Below are 20761 nucleotides of genomic sequence, written 5' to 3' on the forward strand. Positions count from 1 at the left end.
TGCCGCCCCCGGTCTCGTCGGGTAAACCCTCGGCAACTTCGGTCAAGCCGTTTGGCTGCCGATTCTCCTCCGACAGCAGTTTTTGGAACGAATATGCATCGCTACCGGTCACACACATGCGGCGCGCTCCGAGAGAGCGATATCGACCAGACGGCCAGGCTGTCAGGCTGGGTCCACCGTGTCCGCGACCATGGCGGCGTGCTGTTCGTCGATCTGCGCGACCACTACGGCATCACCCAGTGCGTGGCCGATCCGGACTCGCCGGCGTTCGCCGAGGTCGAGAAGTTCCGCTCCGAATGGGTGGTCCGCATCGACGGCAAGGTGCGCCGCCGTCCCGCAGGCACCGACAATCCGGAACTGCCGACCGGCCTGATCGAGATCTACATCAAGGAGATCGAGGTGCTTGGCCCGGCAGCCGAGCTGCCGCTGCCGGTGTTCGGCGAGCAGGAATATCCCGAGGACATCAGGCTCAAATACCGCTTCCTCGACCTGCGTCGCGAGAAGCTGCACCAGAACATCATGACCCGTGGCGCGGTGGTCGATTCCATGCGCAAGCGGATGAAGGAGCAGGGCTTCTTCGAATTCCAGACCCCGATCCTGACGGCGTCCTCACCGGAAGGCGCGCGCGACTTCCTGGTGCCGTCGCGGATCCATCCCGGCAAGTTCTACGCGCTGCCGCAGGCGCCGCAGCAGTACAAGCAGCTCCTGATGATGTCGGGCTTCGACCGCTACTTCCAGATCGCGCCGTGCTTCCGTGACGAGGACCCGCGCGCCGACCGACTGCCGGGCGAGTTCTATCAGCTCGACGTCGAGATGAGCTTTGTAGAACAGGACGACGTGTTCGCGGCGATGGAGCCTGTCATCACGGGCGTGTTCGAGGATTTTGCCAAGGGCAAGCCGGTGACCAGGAACTGGCCGCGGATCCCGTTTGCCGAGGCCGTGCGCAAATACGGCTCCGACAAGCCCGATTTGCGCAACAAGATCGTGATGCAGGAAGTCTCCGAGCATTTCCGCGGCTCCGGCTTCAAGGTGTTCGCGCGCATGCTGGAGGACCCGAAGAACCAGGTCTGGGCGATCCCGGGCACCGGCGGCGGCAGCCGCGCGTTCTGCGACCGCATGAACGCGTGGGCGCAGGGTGAGGGCCAGCCGGGCCTCGGCTACATCATGTGGCGCGAGGGCGGCGAGGGCGCGGGTCCGCTTGCCAACAACATCGGCCCCGAGCGCACCGCTGCGATCCGCGACCAACTCGGCCTGAAGGAAGGCGACGCGGCGTTCTTCGTCGCCGGCGATCCGGAGAAGTTCTGGAAGTTCGCCGGCCTTGCGCGCACCAAGCTCGGCGAGGAGCTGAACCTGATCGACAAGGACCGGTTCGAGCTCGCCTGGATCGTCGACTTCCCGATGTACGAGTATGACGAGGAGAACAAGAAGGTCGACTTCTCGCACAACCCGTTCTCGATGCCGCAAGGCGGTCTCGACGCGCTCAAGACGCAGGATCCGCTGACCATCAAGGCGTTCCAGTACGACATCGCCTGCAACGGCTACGAGATCGCCTCCGGCGGCATCCGTAACCACAAGCCGGAAGCGATGGTGAAGGCGTTCGAGATCGCGGGCTATGGCGAGCAGGAGGTCATCGACCGCTTCGGCGGCATGTACCGTGCGTTCCAGTACGGCGCACCGCCGCATGGTGGCATGGCGGCCGGCCTCGACCGCATCGTGATGCTGTTGTGCGGCACCAACAATCTGCGCGAGATCTCGCTGTTCCCGATGAACCAGCAGGCCATGGACCTGCTGATGGGCGCGCCGTCGGAAGCAACCCCGAAGCAGCTCAAGGAGCTGCACATCCGCACCAACCTGCCGGCCAAGAGCTAGCCTTTGAAGTTACCTCGCCCCGTTCTTACGGGGAGAGGTCGGATTGCGGAGCAATCCGGGTGAGGGGCCTCTCTCTCCGCGCATACTCAGCCGCGGAATTTGCGGAGGTAACCCCTCACCCTGACGCTCTAAGAGCGAGCTTCGCTCGTCTCGACTCCGTAAGAACGGGGAGAGGGAAATCAACAATCACAGCCCCGTCGAGGCCTCGATCCGGAATTGCGCCAGCGCCGATTGCGGATCGGTCTTGAGCAGTTGCATCAGCTGAAGCGCCGGCGCTTTCGCGCGCGGCGTCAGCTTGACGACCAGCGTCTGCCCCGGCGTCTCGATGAACTGCCTGATCGCGGTGATGAGGGCGGTGGCATCGGGATTGGCGCCACCGATCGCTTCGCTTTGCGCCTTGATGCTGTTGAGGACGGCGTTGCGCGCATCGTCGCGGCCGACGTTCCGGGTGCGCGCGTATTGGGCGACCGCGAGGTCGATGACGCCGAGGTCGTGGACGGTAAGCTCGATCGTGCCGGCCTCGATCTGCGCAGCCGCGCCCATTGCTTCCGCGGCACTGGCCGAAAATGCCTCGCGCGGCACGTTGGCGAGCGCGACCTTCGCCGACGCATTCAGGAGGCCCGCCATGTTGAGCTTGACCGGCTCGAGCGCGAACGAGCGAGATGCCTCGGTCCAGACAGCGCCGAGATCGGCGTCGACCGCCATCCGGTCGATCCCGGCTGCGATCAGCGGCTGCTGCCGCGGATCGGTGGCATCCAGCGGCGCTGCCATCTTCGCGACCAGCCGCAGCTTGCTCGGGATCGATCCGACGAACTGACCCCAGTCGAGGCTGAACACATCGATGTTGACCGGCTTGCCGGTGGCTTTGTAGGGCGAGGTGACACTCCTGACCTCGACGCCCTCGATCATCGGCAACAGCGCCAGCGCCTGTTCAGGCGAGGGCTTCTGCGCGGCGAACTGCGCCGAGAGCCGGATGAAGCTGGCGACATCGAGCGACTTCAGCGCGAAACGTCCGACCTTGAACGGGCCGTTCGGCGCACGGGCATCAAGGCCCTCGACAGCAAGCTCGCCGATCTTGCCGTGTTCGAAGTTGAACCGCATCGAGGCAAGCTTTAGCGGGCCTTTCGGCGTCTCGACCGAGAGCCCATGCAACTCGGCATTTCCGATGCCGACACCCGAGTAGAGGCCGGCGACTTTCTCCAGCAGTTCGCGCGCCTGGGCGGGAGACGGCGGCGGGCTCCCTTGTGGCGGGATCATCGCCATTAGTGTCGGCAGTTGCATCCGTGACGGGTTGATTCTGGTGTCGTCGACGGTCACGCCCTCGATCCGCATGTTCAGGCCAGGCGTGGCGGTGATGGCATCAGGCGTCACGGTGACAACATAGGGGCCGACCGAAACGTGTCCCTGAATCCGATACTCCCGGTCGTCGTTGGCCTTGGCCGGATCGAACATCGCCGCCATCGCACCGACGTCGATATCGGTCGCGGCGATATTGGCGAGGTCACCGGTCATCTTGACCGGCTTGCCTGACGCCTGCGAGTTGATCGTGAACGCAACCTTGTCGGTCTTGCTGGACGCGATCTTTCCGTCCTTGATTTTTTCGATGGCAAGGCCCGAGTAGTCGAACGCACCGCCCGCGCCGTCACCGGCATGTGCGGCGGCGCTGAAAGCCATCGTTCCGGTCAATGTGGCCGCGGTCACCGATGACGCGTTGATGCGCGCAAGCTGCCCGAATGCAAACCGGTACAGCTCGAAGATCGACGACGAGGCCGGAAGCTGAGGCAGGCCGGCGGGACCGGAATAGTCCTTCATCGTGACCCGCGGCGCCTTGTAGGTGAGGGAGGCGATCGTCGGGGTCGGTCCCGCGACGCCGACCTCGACATCGTTGAACTCGACATTATCGGCGGAGACCCGCGCTGCGTCCGGTTGACCGAGGCCCGACGCCGTGAGGCTGGCAATCTTGATGCTGACCGGGGGCTGTGTCGCCGACTCGGCGGCAACGTCCGAAATCGTCAGTGTGCGGCTCTTGACGTCGAAGGCGACCTTGCCGTGGCTCGCCTTGGCGCCGGAGGCACGGATCTGCTCGAAGGCGGCCTCGACGTCGCGCATGACCCGGCGCTGGGCGTAGAAGTCGAACCCGAAGAAGCCGGCGGCCGCGATGACGACGACGGCGATCAGGCCGAGCAGAATTTTCTTCATTCGGTCAACTCCGGATCATGAAGGGAATAAAATTGCCAATCCGCGGTCGGAAGGCGCCGCATCGCTCGACGGGCCCGCCCGGGCCTGTTGACGGGGACGTTATCGGATGTTGCATCCAAGCGGCTGGACATGCTTCACATCCAGCTCGATTTACCGGACAAATGACATTCGCCTGGATTAGCACAGAAACAAGAAATTTGGGCCGGAAACGCGGGGAGCACGCATGTCGTCATCGTCTGAAGAACTCCATAACGCAGCGCTCGCCTATCACCGGCTGCCGCGGCCCGGCAAGCTCGAGATCCAGGCAATCAAGCCGCTCGCCAACCAGCGCGACCTGGCGCTGGCCTATTCGCCGGGCGTCGCCGCCGCGTGCACCGAGATCGCCAAGAACCCGGCCGAGGCGGCTTCGCTCACCGCCCGCGCCAATCTGGTCGCCGTGGTCTCGAACGGGACCGCGGTGCTCGGTCTCGGCAATATCGGTCCGCTGGCCTCCAAGCCCGTCATGGAAGGCAAGGCGGTGCTGTTCAAGAAATTCGCCGGCATCGACGTGTTCGACATCGAGATCAATGCCAATACGATCGAGCGCGTGGTCGAGACCGTCGCCGCGCTGGAGCCGACCTTCGGCGGCATCAATCTGGAGGACATCCGCGGGCCGGAGTGTTTCGAGATCGAGACGCAGCTCAAGGAACGCATGAAGATCCCGGTGTTCCACGACGACCAGCATGGCACCGCCATCATCGTCGCGGCTGCGATCGTGAACGGGCTGCAGTTGAACGGCAAGACGCTGCCCGAGGTGAAGATCGTTTGCTCCGGCGCAGGCGCCGCCGCGATCGCGACCCTCAATCTGCTGGTCTCGATGGGGGCGCAGCGCAAGAACATCTGGGTCTGCGATATCGACGGTGTCGTCTATGACGGCCGCAACACCACGATGGATCGCTGGAAGGCGGTCTATACCCAGAAGACCGACGCACGCGTGCTCGCCGACGTCATTCCGGGCGCGGACATCTTCATCGGGCTGTCGGCGCCGGGCGTGCTGAAGCCTGAAATGGTCAAGCAGATGGCCGACAAGCCGCTGGTGATGGCGCTTGCCAATCCGGTGCCGGAGATCATGCCGGAAGAGGCGCGCCTGGCGCGTCCCGACGCGATGATCTGCACCGGCCGGTCGGACTATCCGAACCAGGTCAACAACGTGTTGTGCTTTCCCTTCATTTTCCGCGGCGCGCTCGACGTCGGCGCCACCGCGATCAACGAGGCGATGAAGCATGCCGCGGTGGATGCGATCGCGCAGCTGGCGCGCGACCCGCCGTCGGATGCGGTGGCCCATGGTTTGGAGGCCGGCGAGACCCAGGGGTTCGGCCCGGGCTCGCTGATCCCGAGCCCGTTCGATCCGCGCCTGATCCTGCGCATCGCGCCGGCCGTGGCCAAGGCCGCGATCGAGTCGGGCGTGGCGACCCGGCCGATCACCAATTTCGACGAATACGCCGCCAACCTCGAACGCTTTGCGTTCCGCTCCGGCCTCACCATGAAGCCGGTGTTTGCCAAGGCGAAGACCCAGCCGGTGCGCGTGATCTACGCCGAGGGCGAGGATGAGCGGGTGCTGCGCGCGACGCAGGTAGTGCTCGAGGAGAAGCTGGCGCGGCCGATCCTGGTTGGCCGTCCATCGGTGGTCGAGACCAGGATCAAGCGCTTCGGCCTGTCGATCAAAGCCGGCCGCGACTTCGACCTGATCAATCCCGAGGACGATCCGCGCTACCGCTCCTATGTGCAGTCCTATATCGACGTCGCCGGCCGGCACGGAGTGACGCCCGAGGCGGCGCGGACCGTGGTGCGCACCAACAACACGGTGATCGCGGCGCTCGCGGTGTCGCGCGGCGAGGCCGATGCGATGCTGTGCGGCGTCGAGGGCCGCTACATGAGCCATCTGCGCCACGTCCGCGAGATCATCGGCTTTTTGCCGGGAGTCAGCGACTATGCCGCGCTGGCGTTGATGATCACCTCGACGGGCGCCCATTTCCTCGCCGACACCCAGGTGCGGCCAAACCCGAGCGCGGAGGAACTCGCCGAAGTGGCGTCGCTCGCGGCGATCCACGTCCAGCGCTTCGCCTTCAAGCCGAAGGTCGCCTTCGTGTCACATTCCGACTTCGGCAGCTATGATACGGACTCCTCGCGCAAGATGCGGCGGGCCACCCAGCTCTTGAAGGACAAGCATCCGGAGATCGAGGCCGACGGCGAAATGCAGGGCGACACCGCATTGTCGGGCGCTGCACGGCGGATGGTGCTGCCGCAATCGCGCCTGGAAGGCGAGGCCAACATCCTGATCATGCCGAATCTCGATGCCGCCAACATCGCCTACCAGATGATCAAATCGCTGGCGAATGCGCTGCCGGTTGGCCCGATCCTGATCGGTCCGGCGCGCCCGGCGCATATCCTCACTCCCGGCGTGACGGCGCGCGGCATCCTCAACATGACCGCGGTCGCCGCGGTCGAGGCCCAGGAGCGTGCCGGCCGCGCACAGCCGACGCTGTTCGGCTGAGCAGGGAAGCCAGACGGATTCGATTTGATCGAAGCAGGCGGGGCGGCCATAATCGCTCCGCCTGCTTCGTCCGATTTCTGCCATCCAGTGAGGCCGACCCATGCCAGCGTTCATCACCTTCGGGCGCATTCTGTTCGCCGTGCTGTTCCTCTATTCGGGAGCGAGCAAGCTGTTCGGCATCCAGGCAACGGCTGATTTGCTCACGGCAAAGGTGACGATCCCGGCCGTGGTCGCGCCCTATACGCAGCAGATCGAAACCTTCGTCGGCATGCCGTTCATGCAGCTGCTCGCGATCGCGATCGGCGGCTTCGAGATCGTCGCGGGGCTGATGATCGCGGTGAACCTGCTGGCGCGGTTCTTCGCGATCCTGCTGATCATCTTCGTGTGCTTCGCCACCTTCTACTTCCATGACTTCTGGAATCAGCCGGCGCCCGACAACCTCAAGACCCTGATCGATGCGCTGAAGAACCTGTCGCTGATCGGCGCGCTGTTCATCATCGCAGGCTACGGCCGCGGCCCGCGCCGCGACGACCCGGCCTACGGGGACGTGTAAGCGTGGCGGCAGCGTAGCCGGGTCAGCCGCCCTACAATCTCAGCTGATCCGCCGCCACGGCGTGACGCTGACATCCTGCTCGGGGTCGATCAGCTGCGGCACGCCGGCGCGAAGGTCGTGCGCGGCGAGCACCTGCTGTGGGGTGCGGGCAGGGACGCCCGGAAAGCAGGGCTCGCCGTCGGGGATGCGCACCTTCGGAGCGACCGAGAGCCAGAACGTGTCGTAGCGGTCCATGAACATGCCGAACACGCCGGGGCCGCCGATGATGGCGACCATGCCTGAGGTCACGCCGGCCTCGCGGCTCGCCGTCTCGAACGGGCAGCCGGCGGGATTCCACAGCAGCGCCTTCGGATTGTCTGCGTCGGGCGCGGTGGCGGCGACCTTGGCCGTCAGGATGAGGCGCCGCCGCTTCGGCGCGTTCGGCTGCTCTTCCTGGGAGTGGCGGCCATGCACGATGAGGTCTGCACGGTCGAGGGCGGCGCTAAAGAACCGCTTGTCGCCCTCGATCTTGAGATCGTCAGGCATCACGTTCCGCGCGTTCGCCAACCGGCCATCGGCGGAGACGATGACGAAACCCTCGATACGCAACGCAGACATAAGAGTCTTCTTCTGATGCGTTTTCTTCACGCGAACCGATATCCGATTCGCTCGAAAACGCTCTAGTATTGTCGCCGGTGCGTTTACTGATCGACGGTGGTGACGACGCTGTTCACCGGCCGTGAGCTCACGGTCGGCAGCTTGACGTCCTTGGCGAGCTCCTGCTCGTATTGCGGCAGCACGGTCGCCGGGAATTTGGCGCGCATCGCGACCACCTTGTAGCCGCCGGCCTTGAGCTGCGTCAGCAGCGTGGGCAGGGCTTCCGCGGTGTGCTTCTGGAAGTCATGCATCAGGATGATGCCCTTGCCGAGCTTGCCGAGCTTCTTCATCACGGTGTCGATCACCTGTTGCGAATTCTTCGACTTGAAGTCGAAGGAGTCGAGGTCGCAGGAGAAGATCGCGATGTTGCGGGTGCCGAGATAGGTCACCATTTCCGGCGGATGTTGCAGCGCCGGGAAGCGGAAGAACGGCGAGGGTGATGTCTCAAGCGCCCACTTGACCGCGGCAAAGCCGCGCTCGATCTCGTCCTTCCTCTGGCCCTCGGTCAGCTTCTTGTTGTTCAGATTGGCGTGCGACCAGGTGTGGGCGCCGACGGTGTGGCCGGCGGCATAGACCTGGCGCAGGATCTCGGGATGATAGGTCGCGTGCTTGCCGATCGGGAAGAAGATGCCCGTGGTGCATTCATCCGCCAGCGCCTTCAGCACCGCGGGCGTATTGCCCGGCCACGGACCGTCGTCGAAGGTCAGCACCACCTCATGGTCGCGCAGGAAGTCGAGCTGCTTGAAATGCTCGAAGCCGAACCCCGGTCCACCGGTGGTGTCGATCTCGACGGTGCGGCTGACGCCGAGCGCGTTCGGATTGTTGCAGGCGGCGCGCGCCGGCTGCGGCGGTTGCTTCGGCGGCACTGGGGCGGCCGCGGCGGCGGGAGCCGGCGCGGCGACGGCAGGCGCTGGAGCTGCAGCCGCAGGTGCGGCCGTCGGCGCTGCGGCGGCGCCCTTGGCGGGCGGCGTCTGCGACCAAGCTGCGCTCGAGGCGAGCAACGATACGGTCCCTGCGAAAATCAGACCTGCCGCAATGCGCATGGCGTGTTCCCTGCTGATCGCGCTCCCGGTGCCGGCATTGCCGCAACCAGGCCGCTTCACCCCCAACCGATCGTACCCTAGTTGGAGTGGAGTCGCCAAGGCAATGAACGCGGCGGGCGCGTGCCTAATATCCTGTTTGGATCAGTTAATTCCGGGGATTCCGGGATTATTGCCGCTTCTCAAGCTGCCGCCAATGCCCGTGCGATTCCGGTCTTGATGCGGGTGTCGTCGGGCGCGACCTGTTCAGGGAAAACGTCGGCGATGTAGCCGTCGCGGCCGATCAGGTATTTGTGGAAGTTCCAGCGCGGCACGTCCTTCGGCCGTGCCTCGGCGGCCCAGCGGTAAAACGGATGCGCGCTCGCGCCTCGGACGACCGCTTTCGCTGCGATCGGGAAGGTGACGCCATATTGATGCTGCGCGGTCTCGGCGATCTCGGCCGGGCCGCCGGGCTCCTGGCCGCCGAAATCGTTGGAGGGCACGCCGATGATGACGAAGCCGCGATCGCGGAATTCGATCCACAATTGCTGCAGGCCGGCATATTGCGGCGTGAAGCCGCAAAGCGACGCCGTGTTCACGATCATCAGCGGACGGTTGGCATAGTCGGCAAGGCGAATGTCGCCGCCGCTGAGTGCCGGGAATGAGAAGGCGTAGGCCGTGATCCGGCTCATCGCGGGCTGCTCTGCATGCAGCGCGCGGGATCCTGCGGCCGCGGCGAGGGCCGCCACGATCAGTTTCCTGCGATCCATCATGGTCTCGTTCCCGGAACAGATGTGCACGACATCATAATCCAGCGGGCAGGCGCAGGCTTTCAAGAAGGCGTTATGGGCGGGCCTAGCGCAGCGGCAGGATGAAGTCGGTACCTTCGCCGGTCTCGCCCTGGTTCACGCTGAGGTCCGAGACGATGATCGATCCGCCGGTGCCGAGCGCTTCGTTGATCCGCGCCATCGCGTCTGATGGAATGGAGATGCGGTCGAGCGCTTCCTCCGGGGTGTTGGTCGCCGGCTGCGGCTTGGCCTCGGCCGGCGCTGCGGTCGCGACCTTGCGACGATGCGAGGCGCGCTCCTCCACCTCGATGCGGGCGGCATTGCGGGTCGGCAGCGTCACCACCGACCAGCGCAGCAGGTTCGTATCGGTCTTGTCGGCTTCCGCCGTGAACACATGCGTGCCGAGCGGCCGGTCGCTGGCCTCGATCGTCACCGGCACTTCGAACAGCGGTGCAAAGTTCTGCCGCACATAGAGCTTGGAATCCTTGCGGCTGATGAACACCGCGATCTGGCCGGCGCGCTTCGACACGTCGATCTTGGCGACGCCCGGCAGCCGCGCCGGGTCCTTCTTGGCGTCCGGGGCATCCGCCGCGGTTGCCGCCTCGGCGGACTTGTCAGCGGCCTTGTCAGCGGCCTTGGCCGTGTCCGCCGCCTTGGCTACATCCTTGCTCGCTTTATCCTTGGCCGCATCGGTCTTGGCTGTATCGGTCTTGGCTGTATCGGTCTTGGGTGTATCGGTCTTGGGTGTATCGGCATTGGCTTCGGCCTTCACCGGGTCATTCGCGGAGACCTCGGGCTTCGGTGTGTCGGTACTGCCTGTGGTTTCGCCGACCGTCTTGTCGTCGGTGGCAAAATTGGTCTCGGCTGGCTTATCGGCGGCGGCGGTCTCGGGCTTCGTCGGCTCGGACTTGTCTGCTGCAAGCTGGTCGGCAATGGCGTCGCTCGGCGCAGAGGAGGCAGAGGAGGACGCATCGGACATCGTCACCGACGCGCTAGCTGCCGGCATCGCAGCGCTGGCATCGGCGGTGTGGGTGTTGTCACGCAACGACGCGGGGGCAGCATGGCCGACGCTGGTGCGCAAATCGAGACCGGTCTGCGGCTTGTCGGCGCCCTTGTCGCTCTTCACGCCGAGCGGCGCGTCCATCTTCAGAACGTCGTCGGCGACCGGCTGCTGCGGCGCGACCTTCTGCGTCATCAGCATCGGGTGCGAGAAGCTTTCCGGAGAGATCGTGGCCGGCGTAACGAACACGCGGGCGCCCATCCGCGTCCAGTTGTACATCCTGACCGCAAACGACAACGGCATGCGGATGCAGCCGTGGGAGGCCGGGTAGCCGGGCAGCACACCGGCGTGCATGGCGATGCCCGACCAGGTGATGCGCTGCATGTACGGCATCGGCGCGCCGCTATAGATGTTGGACTGGTGGTACTTCTGCTTCTGGATGACGCTGAAGACACCCATCGGGGTCGAATGCCCCTTCATGCCTGTCGACACCGGGCTCTGGGCGTAGAGGCCGTTGGCGTCGTAGACGCTGACCCGCTGCTGGTCGATCGAGACCGAGATGATCAGGGGACCCTGCGGCTTGCCGCCGGCCTGCTTCTCGGTTGCCGGATTCGTCTTGGCGGTGCTGCGCTTCGGCTTTTGCCGGTGCGGCTGTAGCAGCGGCATCGGCTCGTAGCCGCCGTAATAGGCGGAGTCGCGATTCCAATAGAAGAGCGCTGCATCGGCCTGCGAGGAGGCGGCGAGGGTGCCGGCCGCTGTCAGAATTACGAACTGCCAGAACTGCCCGTTCGCAGAATCAAAAATCGAAATCCGACGACCGCTTGCGCGCATATTCCGAATCCCAGTCCAAACTATTCCTTGGTTGTCGCAGACGCAGAACGCGTTCACTAGCGCAAGCGATCCAACCCTTCCGTGCGGGGCGTATTTTCGACGAAAGAGTAGCAAAAAAGCCTCACAAGAGGTTAAAGCGCCCGGTCTGATCACCGAACTGTCAGCGCCTTCCTGTGCGGCGTTTGCGCACTACATAGGCGGGACCCACCCCGCGGAGACCTCAATGACATCGAGAAATGTGAGCTTGTGTGACCTGCGACAGGCGTCTCGATGGGGGTGTGCGGCGGTGCTGATGTTGGTGACCTTGGGGCAGGCGAACCCTGCGGTCGCGGCCGACGAGCCGGACCTGATCTTTCGCCGCTCGACCGTATTCAAATGGGTGAGCCCCAACGACAAGCTTGCGACCTACGGCGTCGACGACCCCGAGGTCGAGGGCGTTGCCTGTCACTTCACCGTGCCGGAGAGGGGCGGCTTCAAGGGCTGGCTTGGGCTTGCCGAAGAAGTCTCTGATATCTCGCTGGCTTGCCGGCAGATCGGGCCGATTCGCATCAAGGACAAGCTGGGCCAGGGCGACGACATGTTCAGCAAGCGGCGGTCGCTGTTCTTCAAGAAGATGCAGATCGTGCGCGGCTGCGACGCCAAGCGCAACGTGCTGGTCTACATGGTTTATTCCGACAAGCTGATCGAGGGCTCGCCGAAGAACTCGACGTCGTCGGTGCCGATCATGCCCTGGGGCGCGGCCGATGCCGCCGTGCAGAAGTGCGGCGAGTTCATTCAGTAGCCGGTGCAGGGGCTTGGCTCGTTCGGCTGAAGCGGCAGACGAGCTAGCGCTCGGTTTGCCCGAACTGCTTCGCGCGGATGTCGAGGCCGGGACGGGCTTTCGAGTCGCGGCAGCCGACGAGGCGGACCAGCTTCTGCTGGGCGCACTCATTGTCGCCCATCACATGGGCGCCCTGCTGCGGCATCGCGGCTGTCATCTGTTGCTGCTGGCCGGATTTGCTGGCCGCGGATTCATTGCCAACGCCCATGTTGCCATTGCCCACGACTGACATCCTTCGTTGGATTCGGGAATCACGACAACGTGCCACCGCGGAGATGGTTGCACGCGCCCAGATGGGTCGGCCGAACCGTCGCCCGGTTCAGGGACTCTCCTTGGCCGCCTTGCTGTGCCGCTTCCTGTCTCAGCAGAGGAAAGTTAAGAAAGCGCCGTAGCCCGCTCAATTTGCCCGCATAAATCCGCCGGCGCTCCGCAACCGGCGGGCAGATCTCGGCGCGCGAAATCTTGAACGCGCTCACCACCGCTGCGGTGTGACTGAAAACATTGGTGTTTTCCGTCGAATGTTTCGTGGGCTCGCGGCTGACGAAACAATTCTCAGGCCGACGAAACCATTTTCAGCTTGTTCCGCAGAACTCCCGAAACGGCAGATCGTTATTAAAGCGTCAACACAGCGGCGCCGGACGCCGACCGGAATAGCGGAGACTGTCAAATGCGGACCATGAGTCTGATCCTTGCCTTCGCTTTTGTGATCGCCGGTTCGTCGATGGCAGGTTCCCCGGACAACGGTTTGCCCGGAATCGGCACCTTCTCCTATAACGGCTCGCCGGTTGTCACCTCGGCCCCGATCGTGATGGCGCAGGCCAACTGACCGCGACGCGAAAAACAGAACTGCCGGTAAAGGCTCCCCATGTTGCTCCGTATCTGTTCCGCCGCGATGTTGGCATCGCTCGTCCTGGCGGGTTCCGCGCAGGCCCAATCCCAACTTCCACTCGAGTCGATGCAGATCCGGTCGCTCTATCGGGTACCTGAACCGCGCGACGAATTCGTGCGCCAATGCGCGCCGCATATGCTCGGCCGCTGGGCGCATCCCGAGGCCGTGTGCGGCTGCCTGCATGACCACGCCGCCGCGACGGTGGATGATCCCGATCTCCGCCAGGCGTTGCTGCGCGGTATCAGCGAGAACGGCGTGCCGACTATCGAGACCGATTGGGTGCCGCCGTCCAAGCAGGCCGAGATCGGCCCGACCTTCACCAGGATCGCCAAGCCGACGCTGCAATGCATGTTCGAGCCGATCTCGAACTGAGCGGCGCGTCAAATGGCGATGAAGGGAGCGCCTCGCGCGAGCGGGGCGTTTTATTTTTTGGCGAGGCGCGGCACGCAGCTGCGGGTCCGCACCACGCCGTTCTGACTCAATTTGGAACCAACGATCTGCTTGATCTGCCCGGCCGGGCACGAGCCGTCATCGACAAAGACGCGCTGGCCGACCCGAAGGTCGACGATATCACCCTCGCGCATGAAAGCCTGCTCCGCGGCGGCCGAGTGAGCCATCGCGCCAAGTACGACGATGCTGGTCAGCGCGACGAATCCGATGCGCGGCATCGCAGCCTCCTTCACTTGTTCTGGATCTTGAGCCCGTCGGGGCCGACATTGATCTGCAGGCCTTCGGGCTGCTTCTTCGCCTGATAAAGGTTGTAGCCGAGCATGCCTGCGATCACGACCAGCGCGGCGATCACAAGATACAGGACGTTGCGATTGGCGGGCATCCGGTATCTCCGTAGGCTGACGCTGACTGAACGCGGGCGACCTTAATCAGGCGGTCGCGATTCTCATAGGGCGCCGCGGCTTGGCGGACGCCTTGACAGATACCTTGCGCGTCGCGCGCAGCGCAGTCAGCGTTGTCCTCGCCAGTTGTTCCGCCGACGCGATAAGTTGCGGAACCGGATGACCGGAAAATCCCAGCACGAATCCCGGCAATGGCTGCGCGCGATGGTAGGTCTCGGCGAGCAGCCAGCCGCCGACGGCCGCGGCCGCCTTGGCCTGCGTGGCAATCAGGGGATCGGTCGCGGGATCCAGCCGCGCGACCAGATGCAGGCCCTGTGAGGGCACGGGAACCGTGAGCTCGCCCTCCGATGCGTTGGAAAGCGTCGACGCCAGGATGTCACGCGCCTCGCGATAGAGTTTTCGCGCCTTGCGCAGATTGGCGGCGAAGGCGCCGGAGTTCAGCATGTCGGCCACCGCGCCTTCCATCAGCGTGCCAGGAAAGCGATCGAGCGCGGCGCGCGCCGCCGTCACCGGACCGATCAATGGTTCGGGCAGGGCGCAGTAGCCGATCCGCAATCCCGGAAACAGCGTCTTCGCGAACGTGCCCATGTAGATCACGCGGCGCAAATGATCGATGCCGGCGAGCGACAAGAGTGGCGCGCCGTCGTAGCGGAACTCGCTGTCGTAATCGTCCTCGAGCACGAAGGCGCCGGCGTCCCTGGCCCAGTCGAGCAGCTCGAGCCGCCGCGGCATCGACATCTGCACGCCGAGCGGAAACTGGTGCGACGGCGTGACATAGGCGGCGCGCGCTCTTTGCGCGGATGCGCGTCCCTTGTCGATGCGCATGCCTGAGGCGTCGACCGGCACCGACACCGGGCGATAGCCGCAATGCTCGATCGCGCGCCGCGCCGCCGGATAGCCGGGATCCTCGCACCAGACCTGATCGCCAGGCTTGAGGATCGCGCCGAGCACGATCCGCAGCGCATGCAGTGTGCCCGACGCCAGCATGATCTGGTCGGGGTCACAGCGCAGCCCGCGCGCCGACAGCAAATGGTCTGATATGGCAGCACGCAACTCGCTGCTGCCACGGGGATCGCCGTAATGCAGATGCTCGGACCCGAAGGCGCGCAGCCTGCGGCCGGCAAAGGCGCGGAAGCGCTGTAGCGCGCGCTCATCGATATGCGTGCAGCCGAGCGACAGCGCATTGTGCTGGGGCGGCTCGATCTCGATCTTTGCAGGTCGCGGCGCGCCGGCCTGGGCCGGAATGCGCGCGGCGACGAACGTGCCGGAGCCCGTTGTCGCCACCGCAAAGCCGTCGGCGATCAGCCGCTCATAGGCCGTGGTGACGGCGTTGCGGCGGAAGCCGGTCTGTTTGGCCAGCGCGCGCGACGGCGGCAGCGGCTCGCCCGGCTTGACGAGACCGCCGACGATGGTGTGGCACAGCGCCTGATAGAGCCGTTGCTGCGAGGCCGCGCCCGGGGTCACGTGCGGGCCGGTGAGGTCGAGCGGCAGCTCGGGCTTGCGCGAATTGGTCGGAATTTTTCGCATCGAATTGGCACTATCGCAGACCAAATGGGCCGCTACAACTCTGGACAGATTCCAGATTTCGCGAGGTTCACCGTGACCGAAGGCGCGTCCACTCCGTCCTACCCAACGTCATCCCGTAACCGGGTCAAGCGCCGCCACGACTGCGGCTTCTATGACCATGCCATCGTGCACAGGATCCTGGACGCCTCGATGCTGTGCCACGTCTCCTACGTGATCAACGGCCAGCCTTATTGCACGCCGACCTTCTTCTGGCGCGAGGGCACCAAACTCTATTGGCACGGCTCGAGCGCGAGCCGGATGCTGGAGAACCAGTCGGAGGGCCAGCTTGTGTGCCTGACGGTCGCCCATCTCGACAGCCTGGTGCTGGCCCGCTGCGGCTTCAACCATTCGGCCGACTATCGCGCGGTGATGGCGTTCGGCACAGCCTATCTCGTCACCGATCCCGCTGAGAAGGAGCGCGCCGTCGTTGCGATGGTCGACCGCTTTTTCCCCGAGCGCACCGCGGGCCTGCGCGCCAGCAGCAAGCAGGAGATCAAGGCGACCTCGTTCATCGCGATGGAGATCGAGGAGGCTTCGGCAAAGGTGCGCGCCAAGGGCGTCGCCGACGACGATGAGGATTACGAGTTGCCGATCTATGCCGAGCGCATCCCGGTGCGCACCGTGCTCGGCGCGCCCGAGCCGTGTCCGCGGTTGCTCGACGGCGTGACGCGGCCTGCGACACTTCATGGCTATTCGGAAGGCCGGCTGCTCGAAGATGCATTGCGGGATGCCTATTTTGCGCAATACCCCGCGGAATGAAATCAGGTTACGCTGCGGCTCCCGCCCTTCTGATGTCCTCCATGGAGCCGCCGAATGACTGCCGAGACGCAACAACGAATCCTTGCTGCCGTTGACGACGGATTCGATGCGCAGCTTGCGACGACGCAGGCCTTTGTCGCGATCCCCTCGACCCGCGGCGCCGAGGGGCCGTGCCAGGACATGATCGGCGACCTTCTGCGCGAGCGCAGCTACGAGGTCGACGATTGGCACATCAATCTCGACGAGTTGAAGGATTTGCGCGGCTTCGGCCCGATCGAGCATGATTTCTCCAAGGCACGCACGGTGGTCGGCACCTACCGTCCGGCCACCAATGCCGGCAAATCGCTGATCCTGCAGGGGCACTGCGACGTGGTGCCGACCGGCCCGCTCGAGATGTGGGAAACGCCGCCGTTCTCGCCTGTCATCAAGGACGGCAGGATGTACGGCCGCGGCGCCTGCGACATGAAGTCCGGCACGATTGCCGCGCTCTATGCGCTGGATGCGATCAAGAGGGCCGGCCTGAAGCCGACGGCGCGGATTCACTTCCAATCTGTCATAGAGGAGGAGAGCACCGGCGTCGGCGCGCTCTCGACCTTGCAGCGCGGCTATCGCGCCGATGCCTGCTTCATCCCGGAGCCGACCAACGGCAAGATGATCCGCTCACAGGTCGGCGTGATCTGGTTCCGCCTGAAGGTGCGCGGCTTCCCGGTGCATGTGTTCGAGGCCGGTGCCGGCTCGAACGCGATCATGGCGGCGTATCATCTGGTGCATGCGCTGGAGAAGCTCGAGATCGACTGGAACGAGCGCGCCAAGGCCGACCGTCATTTCAAGGACGTCAATCATCCGATCAATTTCAATCCGGGCATCATCAAGGGCGGTGACTGGGCCTCCAGCGTGCCGGCCTGGTGCGATGTCGACTGCCGAATCGCGGTGCTGCCGGGCTGGTCGATCGCCGAATGCCAAAAGGAGATTTCGGCCTGCGTGTCGGCTGCGGCGCGCGATCATCGTTTCCTCTCCAACAACCCGCCGCAGGTCGAGTGGTCGGGCTTTTTGTCGGAAGGCTACGAGCTGGTGAACTCCGAGGCGCCGGAAGCCGCCTTCGCCAGGGCGCACCAGGCGGTGTATGGCGGGGCGGTGGAAGACCGCGCCTTCACCGCGCTGACCGACACGCGCTTCTACGGCCTGAACTACGACATCCCGAGCCTTTGCTTCGGCGCCAGTGGCGCTGCGATGCACGGCTTCAACGAGTATGTCGAGCTGGACACGCTGCGGAAGTCGACCAAGGCCATCGCGCTGTTCATCGCGGAATGGTGCGGGGTGGAGAAGGCGTAGCGGCGCTCTCTCCCAGTGTCATTGCAATGAGAGTCTTATGCGTGATTGCGCAACAAAATTCGGTGTCGTCCCGGCGAGAGCCGGGACCATAACCCCCAATCTTGATTGATGTGCAGCGCTGGGACGACGAGTCCCGATCACAACATTCGCCGCGGAGTATGGGTCCGGCGTAGGCCGGGACGATGTTGGAAGGTTCAGCGCTCCGCCCACAACGCCTTCACGATCGCATCGAGCCCGTCGGTCAGTGCGGCGGGGCCGGGCTGCAGGATGATCGCTGACTTGATCTCGACGATGCGATCGTTGCGCACGGCCGGAATGTCGCTCCAGCCCTCGCGCGTGCGGATGCGGTCGGGCACGACCTTCTTGCCGCACCAGGACGCCAGGATGACGTCAGGCATCGTCTCGCGCACGGCATCAGGCGTGACGATGCGATCCTTGGCGGCCTTGTGAGCGCGCAGATGCGGTAGCACATCCGCGCCGCCGGCGATCTCGATCAACTCGGCTACCCAGCCGATGCCGCTGATCAGCGGATCGTCCCACTCCTCAAAATAGACCTTTGGCCGCGGCGCCGGACGCGGCGTCGCCGCGATCGCGGCCAGCCGTTGCTCGAGGCTTTGCGCGAGCTGCCCAGCGCGACCGGTGGCGCCGACCATCGCACCGAGGCTGCGGATCATGGCGAGGATGCCTGCGACGTTGCGCTGGTTGAAGACATGCACGGCGACGCCGGCACGCACGAGATCGGCGACGATGTCGGCCTGGAGGTCGGAGAAGGCGAGCACGAGGTCGGGCTCGAGCGCCAGGATCTTTGGAATGTCGGCGGAGATGAAGGCCGACACGCGCGGCTTCTCGCGGCGGACCTGCGGCGGCCGCACCGCATAGCCGGAGACGCCGACGATGCGGTCCTGCTCGCCGAGCAGGTACAGCGTTTCGACCGTCTCCTCGGTCAGGCAGACGATCCGGCGGGGAGGGAAGTCGCGCATCGCGGACGGTATGCAGACTGATGAGCGATTGTCACTGATACCATGACGTCATCCGCACCATTACCTCGGAGGTCATTGCCCGGCCCGGTCAGGCAATCCATCATGCCGGCACCACCTCGAAGAGGCCGAAGGCGCGGGCTCTGCCCACGGACCGACGCCGCAAGAACAAGCCAGGGAGTGCCCATGACGCCGCTCGAAAAGATCCAGTCGATGAAGATGCCGTTCGCGGAACTGAAGGGCGTCACCTTCACCGAGGCTGGCCAGGATCGCGTCGTGGCGAAGATGCTGGTGCGGCCGGACCTCTGCACCCTCCATCACACCATCCATGGCGGGGCGGTGATGGCCCTTGCGGACTCGGTCGGCGCCGCCGCCACTGTGATCAACCTGCCTGAGGACGCCAAGGGCACCACGACACTGGAGAGCAAGACCAACTTCATCGGCGGCGCCAGGGAGGGGATGACCGTGATCGCGACGGCAACCCCAGTTCACCGGGGCCGGCGGACCCAAGTCTGGCAGACCAGGCTGGAGACCGAGGACGGCAAGTTAGTCGCCGTCGTTACGCAAACGCAATTGGTATTATGATGAGGCAATGATGTGATTTACCAATCACAACATTGTTTATGTAAATGAATCTCAGTACTTGAATTATATGGTGCGATGCACAATATAGGGGTGCTAGGGACTCGACGCCTCCTCGAGGGCTACCAAGAGGAGTTATGAAATGAACTGTGATTCCATCCGTCCGACGTCCGCCAAGGGCACCGTTCGGACGTTGAGCCAGCAGGAGGAGCTTCCTCTGCTGCGCGACCATCTGCTACGGCTGGATCGTACCAGCCGTCATGATCGCTTTCATGGCTTCATCGACGACAGCTTCATCCGCCGCTATGCCGAGCGCTGCGCCAACGACGGCACCATCATCATCGCCTATTTCGAGGATGGCGTGGTCCGCGGCGCGGCCGAACTGCATCCGCCGGAGCAGTCACCGGACGCGCAGCCCGAGATCGCCTTCAGCGTGGAGCGGTCGGTGCGGCGCAAGGGCGTCGGCAGCACGCTGTTTCGCAAGCTGATCGCCGAGGCGCATGCCAAGGGCTACAGCAGCCTGCGCATCACCACCGGTGCGCAGAACGACGCGATGCGTGCGCTCGCCGCCAAGTTCGGTGCGCAACTGACCTTCCGTCACGGTGAGTCGACCGGCAACATCGACCTGACCGAGCAGCATCAGCCCGACTCGGCGCCGGCTGCTGCACCGGTTACACCGGTCGAGGCCGCACGGGCTATCGTCGACATGAACCGCGCCTATTGGCGAATGGTGATGCAGATGTCCGGTTGGGGCCGGGCAGCCTGAGGCGAGATCTCGGATCAAACGCAAAAAGGGCAATCCGCTCAGCGGATTGCCCTTTTTCTTTGAGTCAACGGATGTTGCTTGTTAGGTACCGGTCCGCTTGTCGGTCGCGAAGCGGCGGACCACGCGGCGCTCGACCACTACGGAGCGCTGCGCACCTTGTTCGCCCGCGATCACGCGGGTTGCCGTGCCGGTGCGGGCACTGACGCGCGCGGTCTTCTTCACCTCGGCCAGCACCTCTTCATAGGGCAGCCCCATCAGGGACGATGCGATCTCGGCCTGGGCCTCCACGTCGTCGGTGATCCCGATGGCGGCGAAGATTGCCTCCTCCAACGTCGGCGGATCATGCCGCACGCGCCGGGTGCCATACTTGGTGTTCCAGTCTCCGCTCATCGCCGCCTCATCTTTGAATCGCGGGAGATACGTAAGGTCCTTAATGTTGCATTGCAATATGAATATGAGATGGCAATCCAGCCATGCAGCTAAAGTCTCTCAATCTTGTGAGCGTCATAAAGTTCGATCGTGGTCGCCGCAGCCGCAAGAGATTGCAGGGAGCGGACGAAATCGCGTGACGCCAGGACCGCGAAATGGGCTGCCAGCGCCGCTCGGTCGGCCCATTGCTCGAAAAACACCAGCCTGAGCGGATTCTCGCAGTCGACATGGACCGCATGCGAGATGCAGCCGGGCTCGCTGCGCGAGCGATGGACGTGTTCGAGGCTCAACCGCCGTACCTCGTCGAAGGTGTCGGGGCGGGCGGTGACACTGCCCGTGACGACAATCATGATTTCCCCCAG

Annotated in this window: 22 protein-coding genes; 10 read left to right on the forward strand and 12 right to left on the reverse strand. The window is 64.5% G+C overall.

Translation table 11 applies throughout. The annotated features are described in order from the left end of the window. Nucleotides 1-93: 93 nt before the first annotated feature. Complete coding sequence (aspS, locus tag ABIB78_RS05665) at nt 94-1869, forward strand: aspartate--tRNA ligase (protein WP_429022415.1); 1776 nt, start codon at nt 94-96, stop codon at nt 1867-1869. Between the two features lie 186 nt (nt 1870-2055). On the opposite strand, the gene ABIB78_RS05670 is transcribed toward aspS, so the two are convergent. Beyond that, nucleotides 2056-4068: a hypothetical protein gene (locus ABIB78_RS05670; RefSeq protein ID WP_429022418.1), complete on the reverse strand. Its 2013-nt coding sequence runs from the start codon at nt 4066-4068 to the stop codon at nt 2056-2058. Between the two features lie 223 nt (nt 4069-4291). Here ABIB78_RS05670 and ABIB78_RS05675 point away from each other — a divergent pair, with 223 nt between their 5' ends. Both ABIB78_RS05675 and ABIB78_RS05680 read left to right on the forward strand, forming a co-directional pair. Next, nucleotides 4292-6601: an NADP-dependent malic enzyme gene (locus ABIB78_RS05675; protein WP_429022420.1), complete on the forward strand. Its 2310-nt coding sequence runs from the start codon at nt 4292-4294 to the stop codon at nt 6599-6601. 100 nt (nt 6602-6701) lie between these two features. Continuing rightward, a complete protein-coding gene (locus ABIB78_RS05680) occupies nt 6702-7154 on the forward strand; it encodes a DoxX family protein (RefSeq protein ID WP_429022421.1) in 453 nt (150 codons plus the stop codon). Nucleotides 7155-7193: 39 nt separating this feature from the next. Here the strand turns inward: ABIB78_RS05680 and ABIB78_RS05685 are convergent, their stop codons facing one another. From ABIB78_RS05685 to ABIB78_RS05700, 4 genes are all read right to left on the reverse strand, one after another. Next, a complete protein-coding gene (locus ABIB78_RS05685; protein WP_429022423.1) occupies nt 7194-7751 on the reverse strand; it encodes a dihydrofolate reductase in 558 nt (185 codons plus the stop codon). A gap of 83 nt (nt 7752-7834) precedes the next feature. Beyond that, nucleotides 7835-8833 carry a polysaccharide deacetylase family protein gene (locus ABIB78_RS05690; protein WP_429022425.1) on the reverse strand — a complete coding sequence of 333 codons (999 nt, stop codon included), beginning with the start codon at nt 8831-8833 and terminating at the stop codon, nt 7835-7837. Between the two features lie 179 nt (nt 8834-9012). After that, nucleotides 9013-9582, reverse strand: coding sequence for a glutathione peroxidase (locus ABIB78_RS05695; RefSeq protein ID WP_429022427.1), 570 nt, complete (start codon nt 9580-9582; stop codon nt 9013-9015). A gap of 82 nt (nt 9583-9664) precedes the next feature. Continuing rightward, on the reverse strand, nt 9665-11428 hold the full coding sequence (locus tag ABIB78_RS05700) for a L,D-transpeptidase (protein ID WP_429022429.1): 1764 nt from the start codon (nt 11426-11428) through the stop codon (nt 9665-9667). 223 nt (nt 11429-11651) lie between these two features. Here ABIB78_RS05700 and ABIB78_RS05705 point away from each other — a divergent pair, with 223 nt between their 5' ends. Then, complete coding sequence (locus tag ABIB78_RS05705; RefSeq protein ID WP_429022431.1) at nt 11652-12209, forward strand: CreA family protein; 558 nt, start codon at nt 11652-11654, stop codon at nt 12207-12209. A gap of 43 nt (nt 12210-12252) precedes the next feature. Here the strand turns inward: ABIB78_RS05705 and ABIB78_RS05710 are convergent, their stop codons facing one another. Next, nucleotides 12253-12480, reverse strand: coding sequence for a hypothetical protein (locus ABIB78_RS05710; RefSeq protein ID WP_429022433.1), 228 nt, complete (start codon nt 12478-12480; stop codon nt 12253-12255). Between the two features lie 435 nt (nt 12481-12915). Between ABIB78_RS05710 and ABIB78_RS05715 the strand changes: the two genes are divergently transcribed. Beyond that, a complete protein-coding gene (locus ABIB78_RS05715) occupies nt 12916-13074 on the forward strand; it encodes a hypothetical protein (RefSeq protein ID WP_429022435.1) in 159 nt (52 codons plus the stop codon). 39 nt (nt 13075-13113) lie between these two features. Then, nucleotides 13114-13509, forward strand: coding sequence for a hypothetical protein (locus ABIB78_RS05720; protein ID WP_429022438.1), 396 nt, complete (start codon nt 13114-13116; stop codon nt 13507-13509). A gap of 50 nt (nt 13510-13559) precedes the next feature. On the opposite strand, the gene ABIB78_RS05725 is transcribed toward ABIB78_RS05720, so the two are convergent. The 3 genes from ABIB78_RS05725 to ABIB78_RS05735 are packed head-to-tail and all read right to left on the reverse strand — an operon-like array spanning nt 13560 to nt 15515. Then, nucleotides 13560-13805 carry a DUF6719 family protein gene (locus ABIB78_RS05725; RefSeq protein WP_429022440.1) on the reverse strand — a complete coding sequence of 82 codons (246 nt, stop codon included), beginning with the start codon at nt 13803-13805 and terminating at the stop codon, nt 13560-13562. A gap of 11 nt (nt 13806-13816) precedes the next feature. Next, the gene (locus tag ABIB78_RS05730; protein ID WP_168200253.1) at nt 13817-13969 is read right to left on the reverse strand and encodes a hypothetical protein; all 153 of its coding nucleotides are present in this window, start codon (nt 13967-13969) and stop codon (nt 13817-13819) included. Between the two features lie 46 nt (nt 13970-14015). Then, complete coding sequence (locus ABIB78_RS05735) at nt 14016-15515, reverse strand: PLP-dependent aminotransferase family protein (protein ID WP_429022443.1); 1500 nt, start codon at nt 15513-15515, stop codon at nt 14016-14018. Between the two features lie 72 nt (nt 15516-15587). Here ABIB78_RS05735 and ABIB78_RS05740 point away from each other — a divergent pair, with 72 nt between their 5' ends. Beyond that, on the forward strand, nt 15588-16313 hold the full coding sequence (locus tag ABIB78_RS05740; RefSeq protein ID WP_429022445.1) for a pyridoxamine 5'-phosphate oxidase family protein: 726 nt from the start codon (nt 15588-15590) through the stop codon (nt 16311-16313). 54 nt (nt 16314-16367) lie between these two features. Further along, nucleotides 16368-17645, forward strand: coding sequence for an ArgE/DapE family deacylase (locus ABIB78_RS05745; RefSeq protein ID WP_429022448.1), 1278 nt, complete (start codon nt 16368-16370; stop codon nt 17643-17645). Nucleotides 17646-17839: 194 nt separating this feature from the next. Here ABIB78_RS05745 and ABIB78_RS05750 read toward each other — a convergent pair whose 3' ends face one another. Continuing rightward, on the reverse strand, nt 17840-18625 hold the full coding sequence (locus ABIB78_RS05750; RefSeq protein ID WP_429022450.1) for a cobalamin-binding protein: 786 nt from the start codon (nt 18623-18625) through the stop codon (nt 17840-17842). A 183-nt stretch (nt 18626-18808) separates the two neighbouring features. Between ABIB78_RS05750 and ABIB78_RS05755 the strand changes: the two genes are divergently transcribed. Continuing rightward, nucleotides 18809-19207 carry a PaaI family thioesterase gene (locus ABIB78_RS05755; RefSeq protein WP_429022452.1) on the forward strand — a complete coding sequence of 133 codons (399 nt, stop codon included), beginning with the start codon at nt 18809-18811 and terminating at the stop codon, nt 19205-19207. Between the two features lie 139 nt (nt 19208-19346). Beyond that, entirely contained in the window at nt 19347-19970 is a 624-nt protein-coding gene (locus ABIB78_RS05760) for an N-acetyltransferase family protein (RefSeq protein ID WP_429022454.1), read from the forward strand. An 81-nt stretch (nt 19971-20051) separates the two neighbouring features. Here ABIB78_RS05760 and ABIB78_RS05765 read toward each other — a convergent pair whose 3' ends face one another. Further along, nucleotides 20052-20360 carry a hypothetical protein gene (locus ABIB78_RS05765; protein WP_229184264.1) on the reverse strand — a complete coding sequence of 103 codons (309 nt, stop codon included), beginning with the start codon at nt 20358-20360 and terminating at the stop codon, nt 20052-20054. Nucleotides 20361-20449: 89 nt separating this feature from the next. Beyond that, a complete protein-coding gene (locus ABIB78_RS05770; protein ID WP_429022456.1) occupies nt 20450-20749 on the reverse strand; it encodes a putative quinol monooxygenase in 300 nt (99 codons plus the stop codon). Nucleotides 20750-20761: the final 12 nt, after the last annotated feature.

The organism is Bradyrhizobium sp. I1.14.4 (assembly GCF_050435825.1).
In the GTDB taxonomy this organism is placed as follows: Bacteria; Pseudomonadota; Alphaproteobacteria; order Rhizobiales; family Xanthobacteraceae; genus Bradyrhizobium.